We start from the raw sequence: 25,780 nt of genomic DNA, 5'->3' as shown, positions 1-25,780 counted from the left end.
CGAAAACGGCCCGCCAGCTGATCCCTGGCGGGCCGTTTCCCCGGTAGCGGCAAGAGATGTGGACGTCGGGTTACGGGCCCGGCGGGTCACGCCTACCCGGTCACCGCGTCACCAGGGCCACCAGCCCCGACCCCGGGTGCTCGGGTATTCGCCACCCGCCCACATCTCGTCGATGCGCAGCTTCTTGTAGTACTCCGGCAGCGTCTCGGTCGCCCAGGTGGTGGTGACCGTCAGCCGCACGTACCGGGCGCGTGCCACATTGAGGTCGATGAACTGGACCGCGCGGGCGCTGCGCATCGTGTCGGACCGGACGGCCGTCCACGTCGTGCCGTCGGTACTGACCTCCACCGTGTAATCCTTGATCCGGGCGGAGTCCTCGGGATGGCCGAACGACGTGCGCGGCTGGGTCGGTGACCACTCGCGCTGGTTGACCGCGACGTAGGCGACCTTGCGGGCCCTGCCGAGGTCCAGGGTGATGGCCGCGGGCAGGGTCGCGTCGTTGTCCCAGTACTTCGTGTAGTCGCCGTCGACGAGGGCCGAGGCGTCGTGGCCGGCGGCCGACACCGACGCGGTCGCGGTGACGGTGCCCTTGCGGTGGATGCCGGTACGGCCGTCGGTCTCGACCTTGAAGACGGTGTCGTACGGGTCCCAGGTGGTGACACCCTTGATGGTCAGCGTCCCGCCGCTCTGGCTGAAGTCGAACTTCTTACCCGTACGCACGTCGCGGACCGTGCGGACCACGTACCCGTTGTCGCGGACCTTCAGCTCCGTCCCGGCGGCCGGCGGGTCGATGACATGGATGTAGTGCCGGTCGCGGTCGTCCTTGCCGATCGTGGTGTAGCCGTAGGCGCCGTCGTTGAAGGCGCCGGGTTGCAGGCCGCCGTACATGTACCCGCCGCCCTCGACCCCGTGGATCGACTCCCAGATCGGGGGCAGGTACGTGTTCATGAAGTTGTTGAACTCCTCCTGGTTGGCCGGGAAGCTGCCGTCCAGTTTGGACGTCTCGGCCTCGAGGGCCTTGCTGGAGGCGGCGACGTTGGAGATGAACCGGCCGACGTTCAGCTTCTTGTCGACCTCGGCGCCGCCGGCCCGGTTGGGGCCCTCGCCGTCGTACCACCACGCGCCCTTGGCGGGCAGCTTGTAGCAGGACTCGGTCAGCCGCGGCATCGACGTCCACAGCGCGGAGTTGTAGTCGTACGGCGGGGTCATGCCGGTCTTCTGCTCGTTGCTGACGGTGTCCATCTCCGGGGTGTCCTCGTTGTTGTTGCTCAACAACCAGGAGGGGCGGAGCTGGTGGACCTGCTGGTAGAGGTTGTGGTCCTCCCAGTACTTGTTGTCGTTGTCGATCCAGAAGCCGGACAGATCCGGGTAGTTGCGCATGACCTCGAAGAAGTTGTCGTAGCTGAACTCGCCGAAGCCGTCGCGGGTGGTGAGGTTGACGGGCTTGCCCTTGTAGGCGGAGTACGCCGCCGAGTCGAACCAGTTCGGCAGGTTCACATCGCCGGGGTCGGGATTCTTCGGGTCGGCCGGCTTGTCCCGCAGGCCCTCCCAGTACCACTGCGGGTCGTCGGTCATGTACAGGATGACCTTGAGACCCTTCGCCTTCGCGGCGTCGATCGTCTCCCGGAGGAAGTCCCGCGTGGTCGAGCAGCTACCGGGGATCCGCGACGGCCAGGCGCGCGCGTAGCCGAGCCGGCTGTGGAAGGACGCGAGCACGAGGTACTGCGCGTGCAGCTTCTGGGCCGCGGACACCCACGTGCCGGCGTTCCAGCCGCTGCCCGTGACCTCGGCCTCCCAGGCCGCGCAGTCGGTGTTCGTGAACGGCGGCGCCGCCGGGTCGCTGCGGGTGGTGCGCAGGCCCCAGTGCAGGAACAGGCCGGCGGTGGCGTTGCGCATCCACGTCTGGCGGGGGTGGTACAGCTCGGCGCGCGCCGGTGGGGCGCCGAGGGCAACGAGGAGCATGGCGAGCACCGTGGCGCCGACGCCGAGCCGAGTGAGCCGATGTTTCGGTGGTCGTAGCTTCCTGGTCATCTGCACCTCTCCCCCGCCGTCCGGGTACGGTTTCCCTTGAACCTCGGAACTCGTACGCTCCGAACGCGCGATTGCATAGCCGGTCACCGATCGGTGGGAAACGAGGCAAACATAGGATCTTTACTGCGACCACGTCAAGACTGACATCGAAAACGATGAGTACGTGGAGCTATCTCGACGCGCGTGCGCGACTGCGCGATGGGTTCGAGCGGTACGGTGACGCCTTCATGGCCTGCGGCCGATGAAGGCGATCAGGCGGGTCTGCACGTCGGCATCTTCGGCCACGTCGATTCTCGGCCCGTACTGACCACTCGCCCGCAACGTGCTTTCTATCGGCAGCATCACCTCAAGGAGTTGGGCGCACCTGTGGGGATCAAGTCCCTCGTCCTGCCCGGTGGCTCGTGCCAGGTCCCAGGTATGCATGAAGACGTCAGGGGTGTAGACCATGCCAATCGCCTGGTCGAGCGGCATTTCGCCCAGATGCGGGTTAGCCAGGATCTTTCCCCGCGTCGCGGGATCGTCGAGCAGCGCCTGCACCCCATCGTTATGAACCACCCAAGCCGCCACCGGATCGTCGTCCACCGCCGGACCCTCCGGAAGTTCGACCCCCGCGCCGGCTCGCACGAGCGCCGGGAGCCACTCGACCAGGTGACGCACCACGTCTCTGGCGACCCACCCCGCAACGGGGGCCGGGTTGTCCCAAGCGGACGGGGCGACGCCTCGGACACGCTCGGTGAACACGGCCGCGATGACGCGGTGTTCGTCTGCTGCGTCGGTCATTCCGTGCATCCTCTCCCTCAAACTCCGTTCCCCTGCTCAGACCCGTCCGCAATCACAATCTCATCGCCTTCTGCCGCTCGTCGCCGGAGCTCACCGGATCATCCTCCCCACCACGCGCTCACACGCCGCTGTCCGGGCGTCGTCGGCGCATCGTGTCCGCGCGCCTGAACCGAAACCTGTGCTGAACGACCTGCTCCCGTGTGTTCGATGCCCACGCACTGGGACTGTCCGATCTCCGGCTCTGGCACGCATACGGCGATGGGCCATCCTTGGTGGAGGGTCGGGGTGCGGCAGGCTGACGCCGGTGTGGCTGTGACCTGATCAAGACTGCGTTTTGCCGGCCGCGCAACTTGGTGATCTTCATGGGCGGTGCCGGGAACGGCTGCCCCAGCGGTGAGTGGTCCGCGCTCGTCGTCGGGATTTCAAATGATGCGGTTTTGCCGCCAACTGGGCGTTTCGGCCGGTATGCCTCCGGTGGTTACGCTCGGTTGGAAGGGGGTGATCGCGATGCCACGATTCCTGATCCAGTCGACCTACACACTCGACGGGCTACGCGGGCTACGCAAGGATGGGGGCACCGGACGAGTCGAGTCGGTCCGGAGAACGGTCGAAAGCGTCGGCGGACGGCTTGAGTCGTTCGACTTCGGATTCGGTGAGCCCGACGTGCATCTGATTTGCGAACTGCCCGACAACAAGGCCGCCGCCGCCGTCGCTCTCGCGGTTGGCGCGTCCGGTGGAGCTACCACCAAGACCGTGGTGCTGCTGACCCCGGCAGAAGTCGACCAAGCGGTCAAGCAGACCGTCGACTACCGCGCGCCCGGCGCGTGATCCGGGGACGGCCAGCCGGTTCCGCCCTTCGACGGCTGGCGTGCGTCCGTCGACCACTACAACACGCATCGTCCACACCGTTTCGTTTGGCTCTGGCACGGTAACGGTGGCCGCGGCCGGTGACCTGTGCGAGCAGGATCCGCTGGCGTAGGAGGGTGAATCCTGCTCGGCCGCACATCTGCCGCTTGAGGAATTTGACCTTGGTGTTGGCGCCCTCCGTGGGGCCGTTGCTGTAGGGCAGGCTCAGTCCGGCCACGACGGCCGGAACCGCCGATGTCGGCGGAGATTTGGTCGAGGTCGACGAGTCGATCCGCGCGGCCGGCGTGTCGTAGCGATGTCGGCGGCGCAACCAAGGAGCATCGACGGTTTCCTGTGAACTCCTAAAGAGAGTCGCCGCCGATGCTCCGGACGCACAGCCTACCGGGGTCGTTGAGGCGCGCGCTGGAGCCGTTCCGGCCGTGCTTCACGACGCCGACGTTTGTCACGTTCACCGTTCTGGTCGCCGGAATGATCGCCCGGCCCACGCATCGCACAGTGTGCGGCATGCTGACCGGCGCCGGCTTGGCGCGGACCTGGCGTCACAGCCGGACGCACCGGTTCTTCACCGCCGCCCGCGGGAACCCCGACGCGGTAGGGCTGGTGGTGTTGCGGCTGATCACCGGCTGGCTGATACCGGTGGGTGCGCCGTTGGTGGTGGCCATCGACGACACGATGTTTCGCCGTTCGGGCCGGTGGGTGCACGCTGCGCACTGGGGCTACGACGGCTCGCTGAAGGTACCCAAGTACGGCAAGCGACTCTCGCGCGGCAACAGCTTCGTGGTCGCCGCCGTCCTGGTCGATCTGCCGTTTCTGGATCGGCCGGTGGCACTGCCGGCGCTGATGCGGTTGTGGCACAAGGGTGGACCGACCAAGACGGTGTTGGCCCACCAACTGGTCGAGGTGATCGCCGCGGCCGCCGGGGAGCGGATCGTGCACGTGGTGGCCGACGGCGCCTGCATCTGCAAACAGCGTGGAACGCGCCGTTCCCTTCGGACTCATCACCCAGAGCATCGTGATCATCTGGTACCACCTGGCCGGCCACCGCCCCGCCGTGGCCCGCGAACGCCGCCGCTGCGCACCCTGGTACACCACCAAGACCTGCCCGTCGTACGCCGACATGATCGCCAAGCTCCGGCGGGTGCTCATCGCCGCCCATTTCCTACCTGAGGTGCCCCACCAGCCCACCCCCGACGAAATTCGCGCTGTGCAGCTGGCCTGGGCACAGGCAGCGGCCTAACCGCGAAAGTCGAGCGAGATCAACGGCACGCAATATAGAACAGCTGTTCCATGTCGTTTATCGTTGATATACAACGGTCGGACAAAGATAACTAAAACAACTCAGAAGGGCGTTCGGTTTAGGCGCAGTCGCGATGCGCCCGCGACGGCCGCCAGCCGCGCCTCGAACAGCGCCCGCACCGCCGGCTCGCCCCACAACACAGACATGAGCGGGCGTCTGACAGGGCGGAACTGGTTCGCCGCTGACGCAAAAACCGGTTGCTCCCTCGGTCCCGCCATCGCACCGTGACGGACATGATCGACCCTGCTTACCTCCTTGCGGCCTATGACGAGCAGCTTCGCACTGACGCCGAGACGCCAAGCGCGGTCTCAATCACCCGATTCGGACCGCTGCGCCTCGTGACCTTCGCTGGTGGACGTGGGTTTGTCACCTACCGCGACCTCGGCGGGGCGGACGTCGACACAATCCGGAAACTCGTCCCAGAGGCGCTCGCCCGCTACCGTGCGAACCCCGAGATCAGCCGGGTCGAATGGAAGACCCGTGGTCACGACCATGCGCCAGGGCTGCACGAGGCGTTGCTAGCGAACGGCTTCATCGCAGGCGCACCCGAGTCGATCATGATCGGCGAGGCGCGGCTCCTAGCCGTCGACGTTCCGCTCCCCGAGGGCGTGACATTGCGTCGAGTCACTGAGGAGGCAGACGTCCGCGCGATGAGTGCCATGCAAGACGAGGTTTTCGGCGACCCAGTGAGCGATGAAATGGCGAACGCCGTCCTGCACCGCCTGGCCTCCGATGACGGGATGGAGTTGTGGGTTGCCGAAGCTGAGGGGCGAATCATCAGCGCTGGCCGGCTGGAGCCAGTGTGCGGTACCAACTTCGCCGGGATCTGGGGCGGCGCGACTCGCGAGGAGTGGCGCGGTCGCGGGATCTACCGCGCGTTGACGGCCGCGCGGGCCCGTTCAGCACTCGCTATGGGCAAGACGCTCATCAACAGCGACTCGACCGAGTACTCGCGCCCAATCCTCGAACGTTCCGGCCTGGTCAAGATTTCGACGACGACGCCCTACCACTGGCAGCGGTAAGCGCCTGTTTCACCTCAGAGGTCGGGCTCGCCGGCCCGCCACGGCACCGGACCGGCGGCAGAGGATTCAGGCGTGGAGGCGGGGCGCACCGACGACGCCGACGCGCTGGCGCGGGACCGCGCCGCGGGCCTGCCCCGCGGGAGCTGGGCGCGCGAGGTGGTCGGCGATGCGCGTCGCGTAGGCGCGTTCGTCGGCGAGGCCGCGCAGTTGGAGCGTGATGAGGTCCAGCAGCCGTTGCGTGCGCACGCTGTTGGTCAGCAGGTGCGCCCGGTCGGTGAGCATCCGGCGCACGATGGCCAGCTGCCCTTCCAGGCCACCGACGCTGCGGGCGTAGCCGTGTCCGGTCTGGGCGCGCAGCTCGACGTTCTTGTCCAGCCATCGGGTCAGCGGCTGGGCCTGCCATTCGTGGGCGAGCCTGACGCGGTTGTCCCAGTCCTGTTCGCCGCGCAGTGCGCGGGCGACGGCGCGGGCCAGCGGGTGGCGGTCGATGTCCTCGTCCGGCAGCTGAGCGAAGCGGACTCGCCTTCCCGGCCGAACATGGCGGCCAGGCGTTCCCGTCGGCGGTCCCCGGTGCGCTTGCGGCCCGGCGTCGGCGTCCACGTCGGGTCCGGCGGGGCGGCGACGGCCCGCGGGCGCACCGAGCGCCGGTTCTGCGGCCAGGGCAGGCCGGTGTCCACGGTGGTTTCGGAGCGTTCGTCGATGCGCGGCGGGAGCACCCGGGAGGCGCGAAGCGACGAGCGCATCGTCTGCCCGACGTGCCACTGGCAGCGCAGGAATTGTGGTGCCGGTATGACGTTGCCGTCGTCGTCGGTGATGGGCGGCCGGGCAGCCGCGACCGCCTTGCGCCACACCCCAGCGCTCGCGCCGTTGCCGACGGCGACCAGCGCGGCCGCGATGGTGCGCGGCGAACTCGTAGCCACGCGGGTGCGGCGGCCCCTCGAACTGTTCCAGCGTCGTCGAGCACTCGGTACACACGTGCCCAGGCGCGGCCAGCAGCATCCGCGGCACCGCCTCGGAGAACCGGTGCGCGTCGGTCTTGGTCTTGCCGTCCGGGTAGCACCACCACAGCTGCCGCCGCCGTCCCGCGGGCCCGTAGGTTCCCGCGCGCACGACCTTGCCCCGATGCCCGCGCGGGCAGTCCACCACCGCCGCGAAGCCTCCCCGTCAGGCGCGCGACGCGTGCGCGCGCCATCAAGAGCGTCATCGGCTTCGATGACCTTGACCTTAGATGTTCGTATCAACGGTAAACGACATAGAACAGCTGTTCGATCTGGTCGCTATGCTGGCGTCATGACGGTCGAGCTGCAGGGGTCCCTGTTCGACGCGGTCGAGGCGGTCGGCCTCGGGCCGCTGGACGCGGTCGAGCGCACAACCTTGGGTCGGGGTGCCTGGATCGACGTCCTCCCCGGCTGGCTCACCGGCGCCGACACGCTGTTCGAGCGGCTCGTCACCGGCGTGCCGTGGCACGCCGAGCGGCGGCGGATGTACGACCGGGACGTCGACGTCCCCCGGCTGCTGTGCTTCTACCCCGAGACCACCCACCTGCCCGACCCGGTACTGGACGCGGCCCGCGCGGCGCTGAGCGCGCACTACGCCGCCGAGCTGGGCGAGCCGTTCCGCACCGCGGGCCTGTGCTACTACCGCGACGGCCGGGACAGCGTCGCCTGGCACGGCGACACCATCGGGCGCGGAAGCACCGAGGACACCATGGTCGCGATCGTGTCGGTCGGCGCGCCCCGGCCGCTGCTGCTGCGCCCCCGGGGCGGCGGCGGCACGGTCGTGCGGCGATCACTGGGCCACGGCGATCTGATTGTCATGGGCGGGTCGTGCCAGCGGACCTGGGAGCACGCGATCCCGAAGACGGCCCGACCGGTCGGTCCCCGCATCAGCGTCCAGTTCCGCCCACGCGGCGTCCGCTGAGGTACGCCGGCACGGCGGATGCGCCGGGGGCCGACTGTCGGTGCCGCCAGGTAGCGTGCGGCCGTGGACGAGACATCGAGAACCCGAGAGTCCGTGCGCGTCTACGTCGACAGCGCCGAACAGCGTGACTGGCAACGGTTCAGCGATCTGCTGGCCGACGACGTGGTGTACGAGATGCCACAGACCCGGGAACGGATTCGCGGCAGGTCGGCTTTCCTGCAATTCAACCGGGAGTATCCCGGGGACTGGCATCTTGAGGTACGTCGCATCGTCGCCGATGGCCGTCATGCGGCGGCGTGGATCGATGCCCGCGTCGGCGCCGAGCACCAGGACGCCTGCGTGTGGTTCGAGTTTTCCGACGACGGGTTGATCATCCGGATCGTCGACTACTGGCCGGAGCCGTATGACCCGCCGTCCGGCCGCGAGCATCTGGTCGACCGTTGGTAGGCCCGACCTCGAGATGTCGCCGCGCGGGCAGGCCGCCGAGCCGCAGCACCTGCGCCGCCTTGGCCGTCCCAGCACCGGGTGACGATCCCGGCCGGGGTAGGAACGGCCATAGCCGTTCGCAGACATGAGGGCGACCCCTGGTACGAGTCGCCCTCACAGTGCTTCGTTGAGATCTGAGGTCAGGACTGGTCGAACTCTCCGGCCTTGGCGCCCTCGACGAAGGCGCTCCACTCGGCCGGAGTGAAGATCAGAACCGGACCGGTCGTGTCCTTCGAGTCCCGGACAGCTACGGCCGCACCGAGGTCAGCGACCTCGACGCAGGCTCCGTTGCCTTGACTTCTCGTGCTCTTACGCCAGATGGCGCGAGACAGGTCCACCGTCGCGCCTCCTCCTCCGTTACGCCAGTTGCTTGGCGACGGCCGCGATCAGCTCACGGGACTTCGTGACGCTGAGGGCGGCCGCGTGCATGTGGGTATACGTGAGGGTAACCCGGCGCAGATCGTCCTCCTTCTCCAAATACACGTCACCGGCGTACGTCTCGACGTAGGCGACGGGCGAGTGCACCTCCTCCGGAAACTCAAGCAGGATCACAGATCCGAGCGTTCCGGGATGAGCACCTTCGGTGAACGGCAGGATCTGAACGGTGACGTTGGGCCGCTTACTCATCTCGATCAGATGCGCGAGCTGGGCCCGCATCACCTCCTTGCCACCTATTTGCCGGTGCAGTGCACCCTCGTCGATGATCGCCCAGTACTCCAGCGGAGGGTCTTCGGTCAGGCATGCCTGCCGCGCCATCCGAACCTGCACCCGCCGCTCGATCTCGTCCTCGCCCTCCCGCGAGCAGGTAGCCTCGATGACGGCTCGGGCGTAGTCCTCGGTCTGGAGCAGTCCGGGTACGACGGCCAGCTCAAAGTTCCGGATGGTAGTCGCCGCCGACTCCAGTCCGATGTACATCGAGTACGGGTTCGGAAGCTGTCCGAACGTGGCCCACCAGCCACGTTCCTTGCCCTGCTTCTGCCAGTCGAGCAGGGTCGTTCGCGTCGCGTCGTCGGTGCCTTGCCTGAGACCGTAGCGGTCGAGCATCACCAGCAGGTCTGACCGGCCCAGTCCGACGTCACCGGACTCAATCTTGTAGATCTTCGACTCGGAGCAGCCGATCTCCTCCGCGATCTCGCGATGGCTGATTCCCGCCGCCTCGCGCAGCCGGCGTAGCTCGCGGGCAAGTTGCCACCGGGCGATGGTCGGACCAGTGGGCCTGGGCACGTCAACCTCCTGATCGATGGGCGCGCCCAGTGTTCCCCTCTCCACTTGAGAGAAGCAAGCTCGCAAATTCCGCGGTTGCACATCCACGCAGAAATTCCATGGAAGTCTTGTGTCTGTAAGCACGGCACTGCCAGTCTCACTCTGCCGGCGTTGCTGTACCGCCATCGAGAGCTGCGGCGACGTTCGGCGTGCAAGACCCCCGGCGGGGAGGAACCGTGCATGTGGGTCGTGTCGCGCCACTCCCCGCCGGGCTGCCCCCTTCCCCACCGCGACGGAGACCTCTGGTGCCCAGCGACGTGGACGAGATCGAGTACCCGGTACCGGCGCACCCCGCCGACGACGACCTCGCGTACGCGCCGAAGGCCGTCGTCGTCCACCTGGGCCTGGGCTGGCCCACGGGGACGGTGTACGCCGGCTGTCACGCTTGGCCCTGCGCGTTGAACCGATGGGGCCGCACGGTGCTCGCGCCGGTCGGGTACGTCGAGGAGGACGTCGCCGGCCTGATCCGCCGCGCGAAGGACAGGATCGTGCCCTGGTCCTGACCGGAACCTTGGGCTCACGTACCGGAGCGCGGCGACCGCAGGGTCACCCCTGCCCCTTCCCCTGGGTCGCCGCGCTCCCCCCTCTTTACGGGAGGTCCTACGATGCCGAACCCCTACATCGAGGGGTACCTGGCCGCGCTCCGCAACAGGCACACACGGAGGTGGTCATGGCGGAGACTCCGCCCGACGTGCCGCTGCGGCGCGCGGTGGCCGTGCCCGATCCCGCGCGCCCTCATCACCGACTCCCCCGGGCACTGGCCCGGATGAACGTCCACGTCCCCATCCGGCCCCTCTGGGTGTGCGCCGGTTGCGGCGCACCGTGGCCGTGCGAGACACGCCGCCACCAGCTGGGCGCCGAATTCGACGGGACGCCCGTGTCGCTCGGCCTGCTGATGGGCGGGTACTTCGTGGACTGCTGCGCGGACCTGCCGAACCGCGCCGTGGGCGAACTGTACGGGCGGTTTCTCGGCTGGCTCACGCAGCAGCCCGCACCGTACGAGGACCAGGAACCGTGACGAGAGTCAGGCTTCCAGGCCGCCACGCGCGATGAGCTGGCGCACGATCACGTTGCGCTGGATCTCGTTCGTACCCTCGCCGACAATCATCAGGGGCGCGTCGCGGAAGTACCGCTCGACGTCGAACTCGGTCGAATACCCGTAGCCGCCGTGGATGCGCACCGCGTTCAGCGCGATCTGCATGGCGGTCTCGGACGCGAACAGCTTCGCCATGCCGGCTTCCATGTCCACCCGCCTGCCGGCGTCCGCTTCACGCGCCGCGTACAGGGTGAGCTGGCGCGCCGCGGACAGCGATGTCGCCATGTCGGCGAGGTAGTTGCCGATCGACTGGTGCTGCCAGATGGGTTTGCCGAACGACTCACGCTCCTGGGCGTAGCGCAGCGCGTCCTCCAGCGCGGCGCGGCCGACCCCGAGCGCGCGGGCGGCGACCTGGAGCCGCCCGGTCTCCAGCCCCTTCATCATCTGCGCGAACCCGCTGCCCTCGACGCCGCCGAGGACGGCGTCGGCGGGTACCCGGAGGTCGTCGAAGGACAGCTCGCAGCTCTCCACCCCCTTGTAGCCCAGCTTGGGCAGGTCACGGGAGACCGTGAGCCCCGGCCCGTGCTCGACGAGCAGGATGGAGACGCCGCGGTGCTTCGGCTCGGCGGCGGGATCGGTCTTGCACAGCAGCGCGATGAGCTGGGACCGGCGGGAGTTGGTGATCCACGTCTTCGCCCCGTTGATCACGTACCCCGCGTCGTCGCGGCGCGCCACGGTACGCATGGCCTGCAGGTCCGAGCCGCCACCCGGTTCAGTCAGGGCCATCGTCGCCCTGACTGAACCGGTGGCCATCCGCGGCAGGTACCGGCGCTTCTGCTCCTCGGTGCCGAAGTGCAGCAGCAGCTTCGCCACCACGGTGTGGCCGCCCATCGCCCCGGCCAGGCTCATCCATCCCCGGGCGAGTTCCTCGGTGACCAGCACGTAGCAGGGGGTCGACACCAGCGTGCCACCGTAGGCCTCCGGGATCGCCAGGCCGAAGATCCCGAGTTCCTTCATCTGCTCGATCAGGTCCGCCGGGTACGTGTTGGCGTGCTCCAGTTGCCGCGCCACCGGCTTGACGTCGGCGTCGACGAACTCGCGGACGGTACCGACGATGAGTTGCTCGTCGGCGTCGAGGATGTCGATGGTGCTCACCGCGCTGCTCCTTGGTCGATGGCGGACGTGCGGTCTGCTCGCCGTCAGACGACGGCCAGCGGCGTTTCGGCCGGTTGGTCGGACGTCTCGTGCAGGTCGCGGCGGAACGATTCCCGGATCGTGTAGACCGCCACGAAGGTCACCACCGCCATCACCACGATGTACGCGGACACCGACCACGCCGAGCCGGTCGCCGCCAGGAGCGCGGTCATGATGAACGGCGCGAGGCCGCCGGCGAAGACGGACGCGATCTGGTAGCCGAGCGACGCGCCCGAGTACCGCACGTCAGCCGGGAACATCTCCGCGTACAGCGCCGCCTGCGGCCCGTACATCATGGCGTGGATGGTGAAGCCGATGACGAGGCCCACGAACACCACCGGCGCCGACCCGGTGTTGACGAGCCAGAACATCGGGAACGCGTACAGCCCCATCAGTGCGGCGCCCGCCATGAACAGCTTGCGCCGGCCCCACCGGTCGCACAGCGCGCCGAACAGCGGGATCGTGATGAGCTGGGTCGCGCCGGCCGCCATGACGCACAGCAGCGTGGTCGTCTTCGGCATGCCCACGTGCGTGGTGCCGTAGTCGATCATGCCGCTGATGAGGATGTAGAACGTGGCGTTGACGACGAAGAACGCGCCGGCCGCCTGCAGGATCTCCTTCCAGTACCGGCGGATCGCCTCGCGCAGCGGCGCCTTGCGGATGCCGGCTTCCTGCTTCGCGGTGGCGGACTTCTCCTGCAGGGACTGAAAAACCGGGGTGTCCTCGATCTTGAGCTGGACGTAGATCCCGATGACGACCAGCAGCAGCCCGGCGAGGAAGGGGATCCGCCAGCCCCAGCTGTCGAACTGCTTGCTCGACAGCACCGAGGTGAGCAGGAGGAAGACTCCGGTGCCCGCCACCGAGCCGAAGATGGCGCCGGTCTGGATGAGGCTGCCGTAGAAGCCACGCCGCTCGACCGGCGAGTGCTCGGTGAGCAGCAGCGCGGCGCCGCCCCATTGCGCACCCACGCCCAGTCCCTGGATGAGCCGCATGATGACCAGCAGGATCGGCGCCCAGTTTCCGATCTGCGCGTAGGTCGGCAGCGCACCGACGCCGAACGTCGCCACGCCCATCACGACCATGGCGCCGACCAGCGGCGGCTTGCGCCCGAAACGGTCACCGACGTGCCCGGCGATGATGCCGCCGAGTGGGCGGGCAAAGAATCCGACGGCGAAGGTGGCGAAGGAGGCGAGCGTGCCCGCGACCCCGCTGAACTTCGGGAAGAAAAGCGGGCCGAGGACGAGCGCCGCCGCCGTCGAGTAGATGAGGAAGTCGAACCACTCCAGGGCGGTCGCCAGCACCGCGGCACCCGCGAGCCGTCCCATCCTCGGCGGGGCGCCTTGATCCACACGCATGTGAGCTACCTCCGACACCGCACCTGCGCGGCTACGTACGAACGATCGTTCATAAGCTAGGCGCACTCACCGCCAGTGGCAAGACTCACGAATGAGCAATTCGACCGCCGGCTCCCGGAACCTCAACGACATGGCCGACATGGCCGACATGGCCGCCGGCCGCTGCCGGCGGCGGCCACCGGCAGCGGAAGAGCCGATCAGGCGAGACGGCGCGATTCGAGAAGCGCGAGCGCGTACCGGGCGTGCCGCTCCCCGAGCGCCTCCTTGGACAGGCGCCCACCCTCGCGATACCAGGTGGAGATCGCCGAACACATCGCGACGATGCTGCGCGCGGCATCCTCGGGGTACGGCGTGGCGAACTCGCCCGCCGCGACCCCCTCCGCCACGAGCGTACTGAAGATGGCCTGCGTATTGTCCCGGGCGTGGACGACCTGGTCGCGCTCCTCCCCCTCCAGGTACCGGATCTCGCTGATCGCCACGAGCGCGGCCGCCTGGTGGTCCACCACGAAGCCGACGTACGCCCTGACCGCCTCCCGTAGTCGCGCGACCGGGTCGGCTCCGGCGTTCTCGACGGCGGCGCGCGTGCGTGCCAACAGTTCGTCGTTGGCCCAGCGCAGCAACGCGCCGAGCAGGCGGCCCTTCGACGGGAAGTAGTTGTAGAGGTTGGACAGGCTGGTGTTCGCGCCGCGGGCGACGTCGCGCATCGACGCGCCGTAGAAGCCCTTCTCGCCGAAGGCCGTGAGCGCGGCGTTCAGGATCGCCACCTCGTTGCGGCGCCCGGGATCTCCGATCAGGGCCGTCGTGGCCGCGAGAGAACGTTCGTTCATGTGTGCGAGCGTACAGGTCCTTGACGCCATCGGGCTCTGGTGATTGGGTACTGAAAGAACGTTCGTTCGTGTGATTTGGGAGTGCCATGACCCATCGACCGGCAGCACCGGCCACGCCGGCGCCCACCTATCTGACCGACGAGCGACGGGAGATCCAGCAGCTCGCCCGCGAGTTCGCGATGAACGAGGTGCTCCCGGTCGCCAACAGACTGGACCCGGAGCACGGCGTGATCCCGGCGAAGCTGCGGCAGCAGATGGCCGACATGGGCTTCTTCGGCATCCTGATCCCGCAAGCGCACGGCGGCCTCGGGCTCGGCGTGTTCGAGTACTGCCTGGTCGCCGAGGAGCTCTCCCGGGCATGGATGAGCGTGTCGGGCCTGCTGGCCCGCGGCAACGGCATGGGCGGCGGCTTCACCGCCGAGCAACAGGCACGCTTACTGCCGAAGGTCGCCCGCGGTGAGTACCTCGGCGCCTACGCACTGTCGGAGGCCGAGGCCGGCTCGGACGTCGCCAACATCTCGTGCCGGGCCCGTCGCGACGGCGACGAGTGGGTCATCAACGGCACCAAGATGTGGTGCACGTACGCCGACGAGGCCGACTACCTCGTGCTCTTCGCCCGTACCGACCCGGAAAAGGATCCCGCGAAGCCGCACCGGGGCATCAGCGCGTTCCTCATCGAGAAGGAGCGCGGCACGTTCCCCGGGCACGTCACCGGCACCAAGGTCCGCAAGATCGGCTACCACGGCTGGAACACCTGGGAACTGTCCTTCGACGGCCTGCGCCTGCCGGCCGACGCGCTGCTCGGCGAGGAGGGCCGGGGCTTCTATCTCGCGGTGAGCGGCCTCGAGGTGGGCCGGGCGCACACCGCCGCCCGCGCGATCGGGCTCGCCCGCGCCGCGCTGGAGGACTCCATCGCCTACGTCCACCAGCGGGTGCAGTTCGGCCACCCCATCGCCGACTTCCAGGCCATCCGGTTCAAGATCGGCTGGATGGCCGCGCAGATCGAGGCCGCGCGCCAGCTCATGTACCACGTGGCGACCGAGATCGACCGCGGCGGGGAGTGCGCGCTGGAGGCTTCCATGGCCAAACTGTTCGCCAGCGAGATGGCCGAACGCGTGACCAGCGAGGCCATCCAGATCCACGGCGGCGCCGGCTACACCACCGACTTCGCGGTGGAACGCCACTGGCGCGACGCGCGGCTGACCAGGATCTTCGAAGGCACCTCGGAGATCCAGCTGCGGATCATCTCCGACGAGCTGCTGGGGAAGGCGTCATGACCTCCCGGTACTTCGAGGACTTCACGGTCGGCGAGCGCTTCGAGAGCGGTACCCGCGTCGTCACCGATACCGACCTCAAGGCTTTCACCGAGATCAGCGGTGACCGCCACCGGCTGCACACCGACCCGGAGTACGCGGCGACGACCCGGTTCGGCAGCCCCATCGTGCACGGCCCCTTCGGGGTGGCCGTGTTCTTCGGCCTCTTCCACGACCTGCACCTCGTCGACGACACCGTGGTGGCGCTGCTGGACACCGACTGGCGCTACCTCGCTCCGGTCACGGTCGGCGACACGCTGCGGTTCCGGATGACCATCACGCGGTGCCGGCGCACCTCCAGCGGCTCCGAGGGGGTGGTCAACCGGCACGTCGTCCTGCTCAACCAGCGTGACGAGCCGGTACAGGAGGGCAGCACCGCGATGCTGGTACGCGCCCGGGACACCGGCCCGGACCCGGTGTGGTCGGCGTTCGGGACCGCGCCGTGGGCGGACGCGCTCGTCGAACGCCTCGCCGCCGACGTACGGTTCACCTCCGCCACGTCGAGCTGGGACGGCACCGTCGGGCTTCGTTGCGGTGACGCGGAGATACACCTGCGCGTCTACCGCGGCGCCGTGATCGAGGTGACCCGGCGCGCCCCGCACGGCGCGACGTTCACCCTGGCCGCGAGCGAGCTCACCTGGACCGAGCTCGTCACCGGCCCGGTGAACGACTTCATGCGACGTGCGATGCGCGGGCAGTTCCAGGTCACCGGCAGCGGCTACGAGTACCTGCGGCTGACGAAAGTGCTGCACGTGATCGTCGACAACGCCCGCGCACTCGCGGCAGAGGGAGCAGCACGGTGATCGAGGCCCGATACCTGGAGCTCGACGGCTCCCTGTCCTACGTGGAGATCGCCGGCGACGGTCCGGCCGTGCTGTGCGTCCACACCGCGGGTCAGAGCGGTGTGCAATGGCGGCACACCACGCGCGAGCTGGCCGCGCTCGGCTACCGCGTCGTCGTACCCGACCTGCCCGGCCACGGCCGTTCGGAACCGGCGGTCGGCGGCCCGGTCAGCGACCTCGGCGGGTACGCGCAGTGGTGCCAGCGGCTGATCCGCGTCCTCGGACTCGAGCGCCCGTTCGTGGTCGGCTGCTCGATCGGCGGCAAGATCACCCTCGACCTCGCGACCCGCATGGGCGACGACCTGTCGGGCGCGGTCGCGATGGCCGCCGAGGCGGGCACCGGCACCGTGAGCGTGTCCGGGCTGCGGCGCGAGCTGGAGGACGTGGCGGCGGCGAGCCGCGCCGACCGCACGTACCTCGGTACCCTCGCCGTCGTAGGCAGCTCGCTACCGCCGGAGCGGGCCGAGCTCATCGCGCAGATGCACCGCCGGGAGGACCCGGCCGTGTCCACCTCGGACCTGATCGGGTGGGGCACCCACGACGTGCGCGCGAAGCTGCCGTCGATCAGCTGCCCGGTGCACCTGGTGGTCGGCGAGGACGACCTGTGGCTCGACCCGGCCAAGGTGAGATGGGCCGCGTCGCAGATCCCCGGGGCACGCTGCACGGTGCTCAAGGGCATCGGCCACTACCCCATGGAGGAGATCGACGGCTTCGCCGGCGTACTGCACGGCTGGCTCACCGAGCTCGCCGCCGCGCAACCGGTAGCCGGATGAGGGTGGGAGGACATCACATGAACCTGCTGTCGTTGCTGTCGGAGCTGGTACGGCACGACGCGGACGCGACCGTCGCGATCGACGCCGATCCCCGGCAGCCGGTCACGGTCAGCAGTGGCGAGCTGTGGCGGCGCACCCTGCGGTTGCGCGCCGACCTGTCGCACGCCGGAGTGGGGCGCGGCGACTGTGTGGCCGTATGGCTGCCGAACTGGTCGGACGCCCTGGTGTGGCAGTTCGCCACGGCATCGCTGGGCGCGCACGTGATCGGCGTGAACACACGGTACAACGTCGACGAGGTACGTCACGTGCTCGACCGGGCCAGGCCGAAGGTCATGGCGGTCGCGCACGAATTCCACGGGCTCGACCTCATCGGCCGGCTGCGCGAGGCGGTCGGCCGGGCCGAGGCGCCCGCTCCGGCCGTGGCTGTCGTGGCCGGGCCGCACGGCAGCGCGCCCGACGACCCGGCGGGGTACGACGTCGGCGCGGGCGCCTGGATACCCACGCCCGCCAGCCAGCTACCCGACGCCGAGACCGAGACCGCCGAGAGCGATGGCGACGAGCTGGCGGTGGCATTCACGACCTCCGGCTCCACCGGGATGCCGAAGCTCGCCGCTCATTCCGAGTCCGCCGTCGTCGCGCACGCCTTCGCCGACGCGCGGGGCATCGGCATCCGCGAGGGTGACGTCGTGCTGTGCGTGCTGCCGCTGTCGGGCGTGTTCGGGTTCAACACGGCGATGGCTGCCCTGGCGGGCGGCGCGGCGTGCCTGCTGGAGCCCGTGTTCGACGAGGACGCCGTGGTCGCCGACATGGAGCGGTACGGCGTGACCCAGCTCGTCGGCGGCGACGACATGGTCAGCCGCGTCGAACAGGCCTGGCGGCGCCGGCCGCGCGACCTGTCCGCCTGGCGCTGGCTGGGCGTGGCGGACTTCATCGGCAGGTCGAAGGAGCTCGCGGCGTGGGCGCGCGACGAGTTCGGCACGCTCACGTCGGGCGTGTACGGCTCCTCGGAGGTGTTCGCGCTGACCCTGTTCTGGCCGCACGACGAGCCGGAGCCGCGGCGCTGGTCCGGCGGCGGCCGCCTGGTGTCGCCCGGCATGGCGGCCCGAACGGTGGACCCGGTGACCGAGCGGGTTCTGTCTCCCGGCGAGCAGGGCGAGCTGCAGCTGCGCGGGCCGACCGTGGTCGACGCGTACCTCGGCGACCCGGCCGCGGCGGCGCGATCGTTCACCGCGGACGGCTGGTTCCGCACCGGCGACCTCGCGGTCATCGCGCCGGACGGCGGTGTCGAGTACGTCTGCCGAATGGGCGACGTGCTGCGCCTGCGCGGGTTCCTCGTCGACCCTGCCGAGATCGAGTTCCGGCTCGCCGCCCACGAGGCGGTGCAGACGGCGAAGGTGGTCGGCGTCCGGGACGCCACCGGGGAGACCGTCGCGGTCGGGTTCGTGGTGCCGGTGGCCGGGCGCTCCGCCGACGAGCAGGAGCTGCGCGCGTGGTGCGCCGCGACCCTCGCCCGGTTCAAGGTGCCGACCGCGATCCACGTCATCGACGAGATGCCCACGACGTCGGGCACCAACGGCAGCAAGATCCGCGCGGTCATCCTGCGCGAGTGGGCACAGCAACGGCTGTCGGACTGAGTGACCCGGCGGGCGGAAGAAAGGGATTCCATGACCAACGATGTGGTGATCGTCGAGCCGCTGCGCACCGCGGTCGGCCGGTTCGGTGGCGTCTTCGTCGACGTCGCCGCCACCGACCTGGCGGCCACGGTGATCCGGGAGCTCCTCGAGCGCACCGGCGTCTCACCCGACACGATCGACGACGTGATCTTCGGCCAGTGCTACCCCAACGGCGAGGCGCCCGCGATCGGCCGCGTCGCGGCCCTCGACGCGGGCCTGCCCGTCGAGGTGCCCGGCCTGCAGGTCGACCGGCGCTGCGGCTCCGGACTGCAGGCGGTGCTCGACGCCGCGATGCGGGTACAGACCGGCGTCGCCGACATCGTGCTCGCCGGCGGTGTGGAGAGCATGAGCCGCGTCGAGTTCTACTCCGACGCGATGCGCTGGGGGGTCCGCGGCGGCGGCGTCGAACTGCACGACCGGCTGGTCCGGGCGCGCCTGACCGCGGGCGGCCGCAACCACCCGGTGCCCGGCGGGATGCTGGAGACGGCCGAGAACCTCCGCCGCGAGTACCGCATCTCCCGCGAGGAGCAGGACCGGCTCGCGCTGCACTCGCACCGGCGCGCCGTCGCGGCGATCGAGGACGGGCGCTTCGCCGAGGAGATCGTGCCGGTCACCGTGCCGGGTAGGCGCGGCCGGCCGGACACGGTGATCACCCGGGACGAGCACCCGCGCGCCGACGCGTCCGTAGAGTCCCTGGCCTCGCTGCGCCCCGTACTGGGCCGCCACGACCCCGAGGCGACGGTGACCGCGGGCAACGCGAGCGGGCAGAACGACGGCGCCGCGGCGTGCCTGGTGATGAGCCGCGCGAAGGCCGACGAGCTCGGGCTGGCGCCGATGGCGCGGCTGGTGACGTGGGCCGCCGCCGGGGTGCCGCCGCGCACGATGGGCATCGGGCCGGTGCCCGCGACCGCGAAGGCGCTCGCCCGCGCCGGCCTGACCCTGGCCGACATCGACCTGATCGAGCTCAACGAGGCGTTCGCCGCCCAGGTACTCGCGTGCACGCGCGAGTGGACGTTCGGCGACGACGACTTCGATCGGCTGAACGTCAACGGCTCCGGCATCTCGCTGGGCCACCCGGTCGGCGCGACCGGTGTGCGCATCCTGACCACGCTGCTGCGCGAGATGCGCCGCCGGGAGAGCCGCTACGGCCTGGAGACCATGTGCATCGGCGGTGGCCAGGGCCTCGCCGCGATCTTCGAGCGGCTGTCATGAGTACCGGTCCCCTCGCCGGCCTGCGGATCGTGGAGTGCGCCAGCTTCGTCGCCGGGCCGTCGTGCGGAATGGCGCTCGGGCAGCTCGGTGCGGACGTGATCAGGATCGACCCGGTCGGCGGCGCCGCCGACTACCGCCGCTGGCCGGTGGCGCCGGGCGGCGACAGCCTGTACTGGACCGCGCTGAACAAGGGCAAGCGGTCGGTGGCCGTGGACCTGCGCTCGGAGCAGGGCAGGGAACTGGTCACCGCGCTCATCACCGCACCCGGCCCGGACCGCGGCGTCTTCGTCGACAACAGCGTCGGCCGGCGCTGGCTGTCCTACCAGGCACTGTCGGCCCGCCGAGACGATCTCATCCACGTCCACGTCCAGGGGCACGCCGATGGCCGCCCTGCGGTGGACTACACGGTCAACGCGGAGATCGGCATACCGATGATCACCGGCAGTGACGAGACCGCGGCGCCGGTCAACCACGTGCTGCCCGCCTGGGACCTGATCACCGGGATGACGGCGGCGACCGGGGTGCTCGCCGCGCTGCACGAGCGGAGCGCGACCGGGCGGGGTGCCTACATCGAGCTGGCCCTGGCCGACGTGGCGACCGCCGGGGTGGCCAACCTCGGGTGGCTGGCCGAGGCCGAGCTGCGCGGGTCGGAGCGGCCCCGGCACGGCAACCACGTGTACGGCAGCTTCGGGGTGGACTTCGCCACCCGCGACGGCGAACGGGTCATGGTCGTCGCGCTCACCGAGGGCCAGTGGCACGCGCTGCGCCAGGTCACCGGTACCGAGGAGGTGTTCACGGCGCTGGAGCAGGCGCTGGACGTGGACTTCCGGCTGGAGTCCGACCGGTACCGGCTGCGCGAGACCATCGCGGCGATCCTGCGGCCGTGGTTCGCGGCGCGCAGCCTCGCCGAGGCCAGCGCGGCGCTCAACGCGGCCCGCGTGCTGTGGAGCCGCTACCAGGGCATGGTCGACGTGGTCGCCGCCTACCGCGCGGGGTCCGGCGGGTCCGTCCTCACCTCGGTGGACCAGCCGGGCATCGGCCCCACCATCGCGGCCCGCTCCCCGCTGCGCTGGGCCGGCGGGTACCGGGAGACCGCCGCCGCGCCCGTCCTCGGCCAGCACACCGACGAGGTGCTCAGCGAGGTGCTCGGGCTCGAACCGGCGGAGCTGGGCAAGCTGCACGACGCCAACGTGATCGCGGGGGCCGCCTGATGGCCCGGCGGGTCTGCCTGTCGGTGCCCGGCGTCGACGAGCGGAAGATCACGAAGGCCGCCGGACTGGGCGTCGACGAGATCGTGCTGGACCTGGAGGACTCCGTGCCGCCGGCGGGGAAGGCCGCCGCGCGGCAGACCGTACGCGCGGCGCTGTCCGGGCTCGGCGGCGCGCAGGTCGCGGTGCGGGTGAACGCGGTCGGGACGCCGTGGTGCCACGAGGACATCATCATGTGCGCGGACGGCCCGCTCCCCCAGACGATCATCGTGCCGAAGGTGGAGAGCGCGCACGACCTCGCGTTCGTCGACCGGCTGCTCGACGGCGTCGAAGCGGCAACGGGCCGGCGGGGCCCGGTCGGGGTGCAGGCCCTCATCGAGACCGCGCAGGGGCTGGCCCGGCTCGACGAGATCGCCGCGGCGAGCCCCCGGCTGCGGACACTGATCCTCGGGTACGCCGACCTCGCCGCCTCCCTGGGCCGGGCACAGTCGGGCCCGTGGCTACCGGTCCAGGACCGGGTACTCGTCGCGGCGCGCGCCAACGGGGTGGTGGCCATCGACGGCCCGTACCTCGGCGTCGCCGACGACGAGGACTTCCGGGCGCACGTCCGGGCAGCCCGCGACCTCGGCTTCGACGGCAAGTGGGTGATCCACCCGCGCCAGGTCGATGCGGTACGGGAGGCGTTCACCCCGTCGGCCGAGCAGGTGCGCCACGCCCGCGAGGTGCTCGCGGCGCTGGACGCGGCGGCGGAGCGCGGGGCCGGCGCGGTCGAACTGAACGGGCAGATGCTGGACGAGGCGATCGCCGCGCAGGCCCGGCGCACTCTGGAGAGGGCGGGAGAATGACGGAGTTGACGGTCGGCGGTCCGTACTTCGAGGACCTGCGGGTGGGCGACGTCTTCGACACCACGCCCGCGGTCACCCTGACCGCCGGGCATGCGACCGCGCACCAGCAGATCGTCGGCGGCCGACTGCGCCTGCCGCTCGACGAGCCGCTGTCGCGGCGGGTACTCGGCGCACAGACCGCCATGGCGCACCCGGCTCTCGTCTGGGACGTCGCGATCGGCCAGTCCACAGTGGTCACCCAGCGCGTGGTGGCCAACCTGTTCTACCGGGGCTTCGCGTTCCACCGGGCGCCCGTGCTGGGCGACACCCTGCGGACCCGCACCGAGGTCGTGGCGCTGCGCCAGAACCGCTCCAGGCCGACCGGTCTCGCGGCGCTGCGGATCACCACCACCGACCAGCACGACCGGCCGGTACTGGACTTCTGGCGCTGCGCCATGCTGCCGATGCGTGACCCCGGCGTGGACACCGGGCACCACGCCGATCTGGCGGACGTCGGCGCTGCACCGTCGGCCACGCTGATGGGCGGGTTCGCCGCCGGATTCGACCTGGCGGCGTACCGGTCGGCCGTGCCCGGTGAGCACGGCGTGACCACCGGTACGACCTGGCGGATCACGGGCGGGGACGTGGTCACCTCCGCGCCCGAACTCGCCCGTCTCACGTTGAACGTGGCCGCGGTGCACCACGACGAGTTCGCCCAGCCCGGCGGGCGGCTGGTGTACGGCGGCCACCCGATCGGCATCGCGATGGCGCAGGTCAGCCGGGCGATACCGAACCTGGTGACGGTGGCCGGCTGGCACGGCTGCGACCACACCGGACCGGTGCGGGAGGGCGACACGTTGTACAGCACGGTGACCGTCGAGGCGGTGGAGACCCTGGCCACCGGTGGCTGCCTCGCGCACCTGCGGGTACGGGTACGGGCCCGGTCGGCCGGCGAGCCGGCGGAGCGCGACGTGCTCGACTGGCGACCGATCGCGGTGCTCGCCTAGCGGTCGCCCTCGTACCCGGCCCGGTGCTGCCACCGCTCGTCACGAGCGGTGGCAGCACCGGGCCGGGTGTCGCGCGGTCAGCGCATGGCCGGATGTCCGTCGGCGGCGACGTCGCGATCGGTTCCCGGCGGGACGATCAGCACACGGCAGCCGGCCTCGGTGATGAGCCGCTGGCTCGCGCTGCCGTCGAGCAGGTGGGCGACGCCACTGTGGGCGGGGCTGCCGATCGCTATGAGCTGGGCGTTGACGGCCTTGGCGTGGCTGGCGATCATGCTGCCGGCGTTGCTGTGGTCGGCGACGCTGCGCAGGATGTGGCCGGACGCGGGCACGCCCCGGGCGGCCAGCTCGCGCAGGTACGCTTCGACGCGTTCGCGGGCCTGGTCGTAGGTTTCCCGGTCGACGGCCTCCTCGCCGACGACCGTGATCTCGTGGACGTGCAGCAGTTCCAGCGGCGCGTGCAGGGTGGTGGCCAGCTCGACAGCCGCTGCGGTGACCGCGTCGGTGGCCGAACCGGCGTCGATGGCGACGACGATCGGCCGGTTACCGTTCGGCTCACCGGTCCGCCCGATGGTGATGACCTCACCGACGGCCTCCTGCGGCTGGCCGGAAGCCGCCTCGTCCGAGGCCACGGCCGCTTCGGCCTCGGTGAGGATCCGGTGGCCGGTAGCCAGGACGGCGATCGCGATGACGAAGGCCGCGGCGCCGGCGTAGAACGGCACGTGCATGTTGAAGTGGTCGGCCAGCTTGCCGGCGGCGTACGGCGCCAGGCCGCCGCCGATGAAGCGCACGAATCCGTACGAGGCCGAGGCGACCGGCCGGGGCACCGGGGCGACCGTCATGACCGCCTGCGTGGTCAGCGTGTTGTTGATGCCGATGAACGCGCCACACACGATGACCGCGACGATCACCGTCGTCGGCGAGTCGGTGAACGCGCCGATGACGGCGAGCACGACCGCGAGCAGGAACAGGTTGGCGTACAGCGTCTTGGCGGTGCCGAACCGCTGTTGCAGTCGCGGCGCCACCGCGACGCTGAAGATCGCGACCAGCAGACCCCAGCCGGTGAAGACCAGTCCGAGCTGATGTTCCGACAGGTGCATCGGGTACGGCGCGTACCCGAGCATGGTGAAGAAGCCCCAGTTGTAGAACACGGCCGTCAGGCTCATGATCAGCAAGCCGCGGTGGCGCAGCGCGGTCAGCGGAGCGGCCAGCGACGTCCGCTCCTTCGGCGTCGGCGTCGACGGCACCAGGACGGCGGTCGCGATCAGCGCGATGAACATGAGCACGCTGACGCCGTAGAACGGGCCGCGCCAGCTGATCCCGCCGAGCGTGCCGCCGAGCAGCGGGCCGACGGCGATGCCGATGCCGAGCGCGGTCTCGTACAGGATGATCGCGCCGCCGAACCCGCCGCTGGCGGAGGCGACGATGACCGCCAGCGAGGTGGCGATGAACAGCGCGTTGCCGAGCCCCCAGCCGGCGCGGAAGCCGACGATGCCGTTGATGGTGTCCGAGGTGCCGGCCAGGCCGGCGAACACCACGATGAGCACCAGACCGGCGATGAGCGTGCGCTTGGGACCGATGCGGCTGGACACCCAGTTGGTGGCGAGCATCGCGACCGCGGTCACCAGTAGGTAGCTGGTGAACAGCAGCGACACCTGGCTGGGGGTGGCGTGCAGCTTGGCCGACAGCGCGGGCAGGATCGGGTCGACCAGACCGATGCCCATGAACGAGATGACGCAGGCGAACGCGACCGCCCACACCGCTTTCGGTTGGCGGAACGGACTGGCCGTCACGGATTTGTGCTGATGGCTCATAGAGAAGTTCTCCTGTCGTCGGTGCGGTGCGCGTCGACGAGTCGGTCCAGCGCGGGCAGGGCGGCCGCGAGAGCGGCACGGTCGTCGGCGGTCAGGCGGTCGGTCAGCTCCACCAGCCGGCGGGCGCGCGCGTCGCGGCGGCGGCGCAGCACATCCGCGCCGACCGGGGTGAGGTGCACCATCACCACCCGGGCGTCATCGGCACAGCTACGCCGCTCGGCGTAACCGTCGCGCTCCAGACGCGACACCAACTGGGTCATGGCCGGCTGGGTGATGCCCTCCCGGGTCGCGAGCTCGGACAGCCGGCACGGCCCGGCCAGCTCCAACGTGCGCAACGTCGCCGCCGCGGTCAGCGAGATGTCATCGGCCGGGGCCAGTCGCCGCAGCAGCGACACGACCCGCTCCAGAGTGGCCGCCAGTGCCACTCCGTCGAACTCCGCCGGTGGATGGATCTTTGACACGAGGCGTTTATATCACGTACTTATATTCAGGCGTTATATTTCGGTCGTGACCGAGCCCCTGGACACATCCCGCTCCGCGCACAGCCCGGCACGGGTCGACGGCCCCAGCCTGGTGGTGGTCGGCGTGGATGCCTCGCCGAGCGCATGGCGCGCCTTCGCATGGGCCTGCGGCCACGCGCGGCGGTCCCGCTGCCCGCTCTTGGCGATCTTCGCGTCGGGTCCGAGCTACCTGGAAGTGCTGGCCGCCGACCCCTCCGCCGCCGAGGCCAGGGAGGCCGCCGCCGCAGAGGTAGCCGCCGACATCAGCACGCAGGTACAACACGCCGCCGAGAACCTGGGCGTGGCGGTTCGGTTCGAGCACCACCACGGCGACCCGGCCTCGGTCCTGCTCACCATCGCCCGCGACCGCGCCGCCGACCTGCTCGTCCTCGGCGCGTCGGCACAGGGAGTACACCGGATCGCCGGAGGCCTGCCCGGCAAACTCGTCCGTTGCCGCCGCCTGCCCGTGGTCGTGATTCCGTAGGCGTTCAGGGCGGTGGTCGCGGTGCGCTCGGATCGGTCGACGACGGCGCGGTTCG

The 25,780-nt window shown here is 70.1% G+C and carries 26 protein-coding genes and 1 pseudogene; 16 read left to right on the top strand and 11 right to left on the bottom strand.

The genetic code is table 11. The features are described 5' to 3' along the window. Positions 1-108: 108 nt before the first annotated feature. Both ACNTMW_RS06405 and ACNTMW_RS06400 read right to left on the bottom strand, forming a co-directional pair. Positions 109-2,031 carry a discoidin domain-containing protein gene (locus ACNTMW_RS06405; protein ID WP_426632447.1) on the bottom strand — a complete coding sequence of 641 codons (1,923 nt, stop codon included), beginning with the start codon at positions 2,029-2,031 and terminating at the stop codon, positions 109-111. Positions 2,032-2,256: 225 nt separating this feature from the next. Beyond that, entirely contained in the window at positions 2,257-2,811 is a 555-nt protein-coding gene (locus tag ACNTMW_RS06400) for a TIGR03086 family metal-binding protein (RefSeq protein WP_426632446.1), read from the bottom strand. 507 nt (positions 2,812-3,318) lie between these two features. Between ACNTMW_RS06400 and ACNTMW_RS06395 the strand changes: the two genes are divergently transcribed. Then, positions 3,319-3,639 (top strand): GYD domain-containing protein, encoded by a 321-nt coding sequence (locus ACNTMW_RS06395; protein WP_426632445.1) that lies wholly within the window; start codon positions 3,319-3,321, stop codon positions 3,637-3,639. A 130-nt stretch (positions 3,640-3,769) separates the two neighbouring features. Here the strand turns inward: ACNTMW_RS06395 and ACNTMW_RS06390 are convergent. Next, positions 3,770-3,901, bottom strand: a pseudogene (locus ACNTMW_RS06390) (transposase); the annotation flags it as partial. A gap of 137 nt (positions 3,902-4,038) precedes the next feature. Between ACNTMW_RS06390 and ACNTMW_RS06385 the strand changes: the two are divergent. Then, positions 4,039-4,845, top strand: coding sequence for a transposase (locus tag ACNTMW_RS06385; protein ID WP_426632444.1), 807 nt, complete (start codon positions 4,039-4,041; stop codon positions 4,843-4,845). A 363-nt stretch (positions 4,846-5,208) separates the two neighbouring features. Next, complete coding sequence (locus tag ACNTMW_RS06380; protein ID WP_426632442.1) at positions 5,209-5,997, top strand: GNAT family N-acetyltransferase; 789 nt, start codon at positions 5,209-5,211, stop codon at positions 5,995-5,997. A gap of 66 nt (positions 5,998-6,063) precedes the next feature. Here ACNTMW_RS06380 and ACNTMW_RS06375 read toward each other — a convergent pair whose 3' ends face one another. After that, positions 6,064-6,597 (bottom strand): hypothetical protein, encoded by a 534-nt coding sequence (locus ACNTMW_RS06375; protein ID WP_426632441.1) that lies wholly within the window; start codon positions 6,595-6,597, stop codon positions 6,064-6,066. Between the two features lie 690 nt (positions 6,598-7,287). Between ACNTMW_RS06375 and ACNTMW_RS06370 the strand changes: the two genes are divergently transcribed. Together ACNTMW_RS06370 and ACNTMW_RS06365 are read left to right on the top strand one after the other, a co-directional pair. Next, positions 7,288-7,917 carry an alpha-ketoglutarate-dependent dioxygenase AlkB gene (locus ACNTMW_RS06370; protein ID WP_426632439.1) on the top strand — a complete coding sequence of 210 codons (630 nt, stop codon included), beginning with the start codon at positions 7,288-7,290 and terminating at the stop codon, positions 7,915-7,917. Between the two features lie 63 nt (positions 7,918-7,980). Continuing rightward, positions 7,981-8,364, top strand: a complete 384-nt coding sequence (locus ACNTMW_RS06365) for a nuclear transport factor 2 family protein (protein ID WP_426632438.1) — start codon at positions 7,981-7,983, stop codon at positions 8,362-8,364. Between the two features lie 179 nt (positions 8,365-8,543). On the opposite strand, the gene ACNTMW_RS06360 is transcribed toward ACNTMW_RS06365, so the two are convergent. Both ACNTMW_RS06360 and ACNTMW_RS06355 read right to left on the bottom strand, forming a co-directional pair. Beyond that, positions 8,544-8,741, bottom strand: coding sequence for a DUF397 domain-containing protein (locus tag ACNTMW_RS06360; RefSeq protein WP_426632437.1), 198 nt, complete (start codon positions 8,739-8,741; stop codon positions 8,544-8,546). 19 nt (positions 8,742-8,760) lie between these two features. Then, positions 8,761-9,627: a helix-turn-helix domain-containing protein gene (locus ACNTMW_RS06355; RefSeq protein ID WP_426632436.1), complete on the bottom strand. Its 867-nt coding sequence runs from the start codon at positions 9,625-9,627 to the stop codon at positions 8,761-8,763. A gap of 284 nt (positions 9,628-9,911) precedes the next feature. Between ACNTMW_RS06355 and ACNTMW_RS06350 the strand changes: the two genes are divergently transcribed. Together ACNTMW_RS06350 and ACNTMW_RS06345 are read left to right on the top strand one after the other, a co-directional pair. Continuing rightward, a complete protein-coding gene (locus tag ACNTMW_RS06350; RefSeq protein WP_426632434.1) occupies positions 9,912-10,169 on the top strand; it encodes a hypothetical protein in 258 nt (85 codons plus the stop codon). A gap of 167 nt (positions 10,170-10,336) precedes the next feature. After that, positions 10,337-10,684, top strand: coding sequence for a hypothetical protein (locus ACNTMW_RS06345; protein ID WP_426632432.1), 348 nt, complete (start codon positions 10,337-10,339; stop codon positions 10,682-10,684). A 6-nt stretch (positions 10,685-10,690) separates the two neighbouring features. On the opposite strand, the gene ACNTMW_RS06340 is transcribed toward ACNTMW_RS06345, so the two are convergent. The 3 genes from ACNTMW_RS06340 to ACNTMW_RS06330 form a co-directional block, all read right to left on the bottom strand. Further along, the gene (locus ACNTMW_RS06340) at positions 10,691-11,857 is read right to left on the bottom strand and encodes an acyl-CoA dehydrogenase family protein (RefSeq protein ID WP_426632431.1); all 1,167 of its coding nucleotides are present in this window, start codon (positions 11,855-11,857) and stop codon (positions 10,691-10,693) included. Positions 11,858-11,901: 44 nt separating this feature from the next. Further along, a complete protein-coding gene (locus ACNTMW_RS06335; RefSeq protein ID WP_426632430.1) occupies positions 11,902-13,251 on the bottom strand; it encodes an MFS transporter in 1,350 nt (449 codons plus the stop codon). Positions 13,252-13,448: 197 nt separating this feature from the next. Next, entirely contained in the window at positions 13,449-14,078 is a 630-nt protein-coding gene (locus ACNTMW_RS06330; protein ID WP_426632429.1) for a TetR-type transcription factor C-terminal domain-containing protein, read from the bottom strand. A gap of 86 nt (positions 14,079-14,164) precedes the next feature. On the opposite strand from ACNTMW_RS06330, the gene ACNTMW_RS06325 reads away from it, so the two are divergent. The 8 genes from ACNTMW_RS06325 to ACNTMW_RS06290 are packed head-to-tail and all read left to right on the top strand — an operon-like array spanning position 14,165 to position 22,930. After that, positions 14,165-15,355, top strand: a complete 1,191-nt coding sequence (locus ACNTMW_RS06325; protein WP_426632428.1) for an acyl-CoA dehydrogenase family protein — start codon at positions 14,165-14,167, stop codon at positions 15,353-15,355. After that, entirely contained in the window at positions 15,352-16,194 is an 843-nt protein-coding gene (locus ACNTMW_RS06320; protein WP_426632427.1) for a MaoC/PaaZ C-terminal domain-containing protein, read from the top strand. The genes ACNTMW_RS06325 and ACNTMW_RS06320 overlap by 4 nt, the downstream gene beginning before the upstream one ends. Then, the gene (locus tag ACNTMW_RS06315; RefSeq protein WP_426632426.1) at positions 16,191-17,006 is read left to right on the top strand and encodes an alpha/beta fold hydrolase; all 816 of its coding nucleotides are present in this window, start codon (positions 16,191-16,193) and stop codon (positions 17,004-17,006) included. The genes ACNTMW_RS06320 and ACNTMW_RS06315 overlap by 4 nt, the downstream gene beginning before the upstream one ends. 17 nt (positions 17,007-17,023) lie before the next feature. Then, positions 17,024-18,640 (top strand): AMP-binding protein, encoded by a 1,617-nt coding sequence (locus ACNTMW_RS06310; RefSeq protein WP_426632424.1) that lies wholly within the window; start codon positions 17,024-17,026, stop codon positions 18,638-18,640. Positions 18,641-18,670: 30 nt separating this feature from the next. Next, complete coding sequence (locus tag ACNTMW_RS06305; RefSeq protein WP_426632423.1) at positions 18,671-19,891, top strand: acetyl-CoA C-acetyltransferase; 1,221 nt, start codon at positions 18,671-18,673, stop codon at positions 19,889-19,891. Next, positions 19,888-21,102, top strand: coding sequence for a CoA transferase (locus tag ACNTMW_RS06300; RefSeq protein WP_426632422.1), 1,215 nt, complete (start codon positions 19,888-19,890; stop codon positions 21,100-21,102). The genes ACNTMW_RS06305 and ACNTMW_RS06300 overlap by 4 nt, the downstream gene beginning before the upstream one ends. Beyond that, positions 21,102-21,944: an HpcH/HpaI aldolase/citrate lyase family protein gene (locus ACNTMW_RS06295; RefSeq protein ID WP_426632421.1), complete on the top strand. Its 843-nt coding sequence runs from the start codon at positions 21,102-21,104 to the stop codon at positions 21,942-21,944. The genes ACNTMW_RS06300 and ACNTMW_RS06295 overlap by 1 nt, the downstream gene beginning before the upstream one ends. Next, positions 21,941-22,930 (top strand): MaoC family dehydratase, encoded by a 990-nt coding sequence (locus ACNTMW_RS06290; RefSeq protein WP_426632420.1) that lies wholly within the window; start codon positions 21,941-21,943, stop codon positions 22,928-22,930. The genes ACNTMW_RS06295 and ACNTMW_RS06290 overlap by 4 nt, the downstream gene beginning before the upstream one ends. A 77-nt stretch (positions 22,931-23,007) precedes the next feature. Here ACNTMW_RS06290 and ACNTMW_RS06285 read toward each other — a convergent pair whose 3' ends face one another. Together ACNTMW_RS06285 and ACNTMW_RS06280 are read right to left on the bottom strand one after the other, a co-directional pair. Further along, positions 23,008-24,720 (bottom strand): MFS transporter, encoded by a 1,713-nt coding sequence (locus tag ACNTMW_RS06285; RefSeq protein ID WP_426632419.1) that lies wholly within the window; start codon positions 24,718-24,720, stop codon positions 23,008-23,010. A 17-nt stretch (positions 24,721-24,737) separates the two neighbouring features. Next, positions 24,738-25,202, bottom strand: a complete 465-nt coding sequence (locus ACNTMW_RS06280; protein WP_426632418.1) for a MarR family winged helix-turn-helix transcriptional regulator — start codon at positions 25,200-25,202, stop codon at positions 24,738-24,740. Positions 25,203-25,248: 46 nt separating this feature from the next. Here ACNTMW_RS06280 and ACNTMW_RS06275 point away from each other — a divergent pair, with 46 nt between their 5' ends. Further along, a complete protein-coding gene (locus ACNTMW_RS06275) occupies positions 25,249-25,725 on the top strand; it encodes a universal stress protein (protein WP_426632417.1) in 477 nt (158 codons plus the stop codon). Positions 25,726-25,780: the final 55 nt, after the last annotated feature.

Origin of the sequence: Planosporangium spinosum (assembly GCF_049999945.1) — a bacterium.
GTDB classification, from domain to species: Bacteria; Actinomycetota; Actinomycetes; order Mycobacteriales; family Micromonosporaceae; genus Planosporangium; species Planosporangium spinosum.
The sequence above is the reverse complement of the archived record's forward strand: the minus strand, read 5'-3'. Positions and strand labels throughout refer to the sequence as shown.

Coding starts and splice junctions, on each gene's coding strand:
- ACNTMW_RS06345 (WP_426632432.1), top strand. CDS start 10,337: ATGGCGGAGACTCCGCCCGACGTGCCGCTGCGGCGCGCGGTGGCCGTG.
- ACNTMW_RS06290 (WP_426632420.1), top strand. CDS start 21,941: ATGACGGAGTTGACGGTCGGCGGTCCGTACTTCGAGGACCTGCGGGTG.
- ACNTMW_RS06395 (WP_426632445.1), top strand. CDS start 3,319: ATGCCACGATTCCTGATCCAGTCGACCTACACACTCGACGGGCTACGC.
- ACNTMW_RS06335 (WP_426632430.1), bottom strand. CDS start 13,251: ATGCGTGTGGATCAAGGCGCCCCGCCGAGGATGGGACGGCTCGCGGGT.
- ACNTMW_RS06295 (WP_426632421.1), top strand. CDS start 21,102: ATGGCCCGGCGGGTCTGCCTGTCGGTGCCCGGCGTCGACGAGCGGAAG.
- ACNTMW_RS06400 (WP_426632446.1), bottom strand. CDS start 2,811: ATGACCGACGCAGCAGACGAACACCGCGTCATCGCGGCCGTGTTCACC.
- ACNTMW_RS06325 (WP_426632428.1), top strand. CDS start 14,165: ATGACCCATCGACCGGCAGCACCGGCCACGCCGGCGCCCACCTATCTG.
- ACNTMW_RS06300 (WP_426632422.1), top strand. CDS start 19,888: ATGAGTACCGGTCCCCTCGCCGGCCTGCGGATCGTGGAGTGCGCCAGC.
- ACNTMW_RS06310 (WP_426632424.1), top strand. CDS start 17,024: ATGAACCTGCTGTCGTTGCTGTCGGAGCTGGTACGGCACGACGCGGAC.
- ACNTMW_RS06380 (WP_426632442.1), top strand. CDS start 5,209: ATGATCGACCCTGCTTACCTCCTTGCGGCCTATGACGAGCAGCTTCGC.
- ACNTMW_RS06405 (WP_426632447.1), bottom strand. CDS start 2,031: ATGACCAGGAAGCTACGACCACCGAAACATCGGCTCACTCGGCTCGGC.
- ACNTMW_RS06385 (WP_426632444.1), top strand. CDS start 4,039: ATGCTCCGGACGCACAGCCTACCGGGGTCGTTGAGGCGCGCGCTGGAG.
- ACNTMW_RS06320 (WP_426632427.1), top strand. CDS start 15,352: ATGACCTCCCGGTACTTCGAGGACTTCACGGTCGGCGAGCGCTTCGAG.
- ACNTMW_RS06305 (WP_426632423.1), top strand. CDS start 18,671: ATGACCAACGATGTGGTGATCGTCGAGCCGCTGCGCACCGCGGTCGGC.
- ACNTMW_RS06370 (WP_426632439.1), top strand. CDS start 7,288: ATGACGGTCGAGCTGCAGGGGTCCCTGTTCGACGCGGTCGAGGCGGTC.
- ACNTMW_RS06330 (WP_426632429.1), bottom strand. CDS start 14,078: ATGAACGAACGTTCTCTCGCGGCCACGACGGCCCTGATCGGAGATCCC.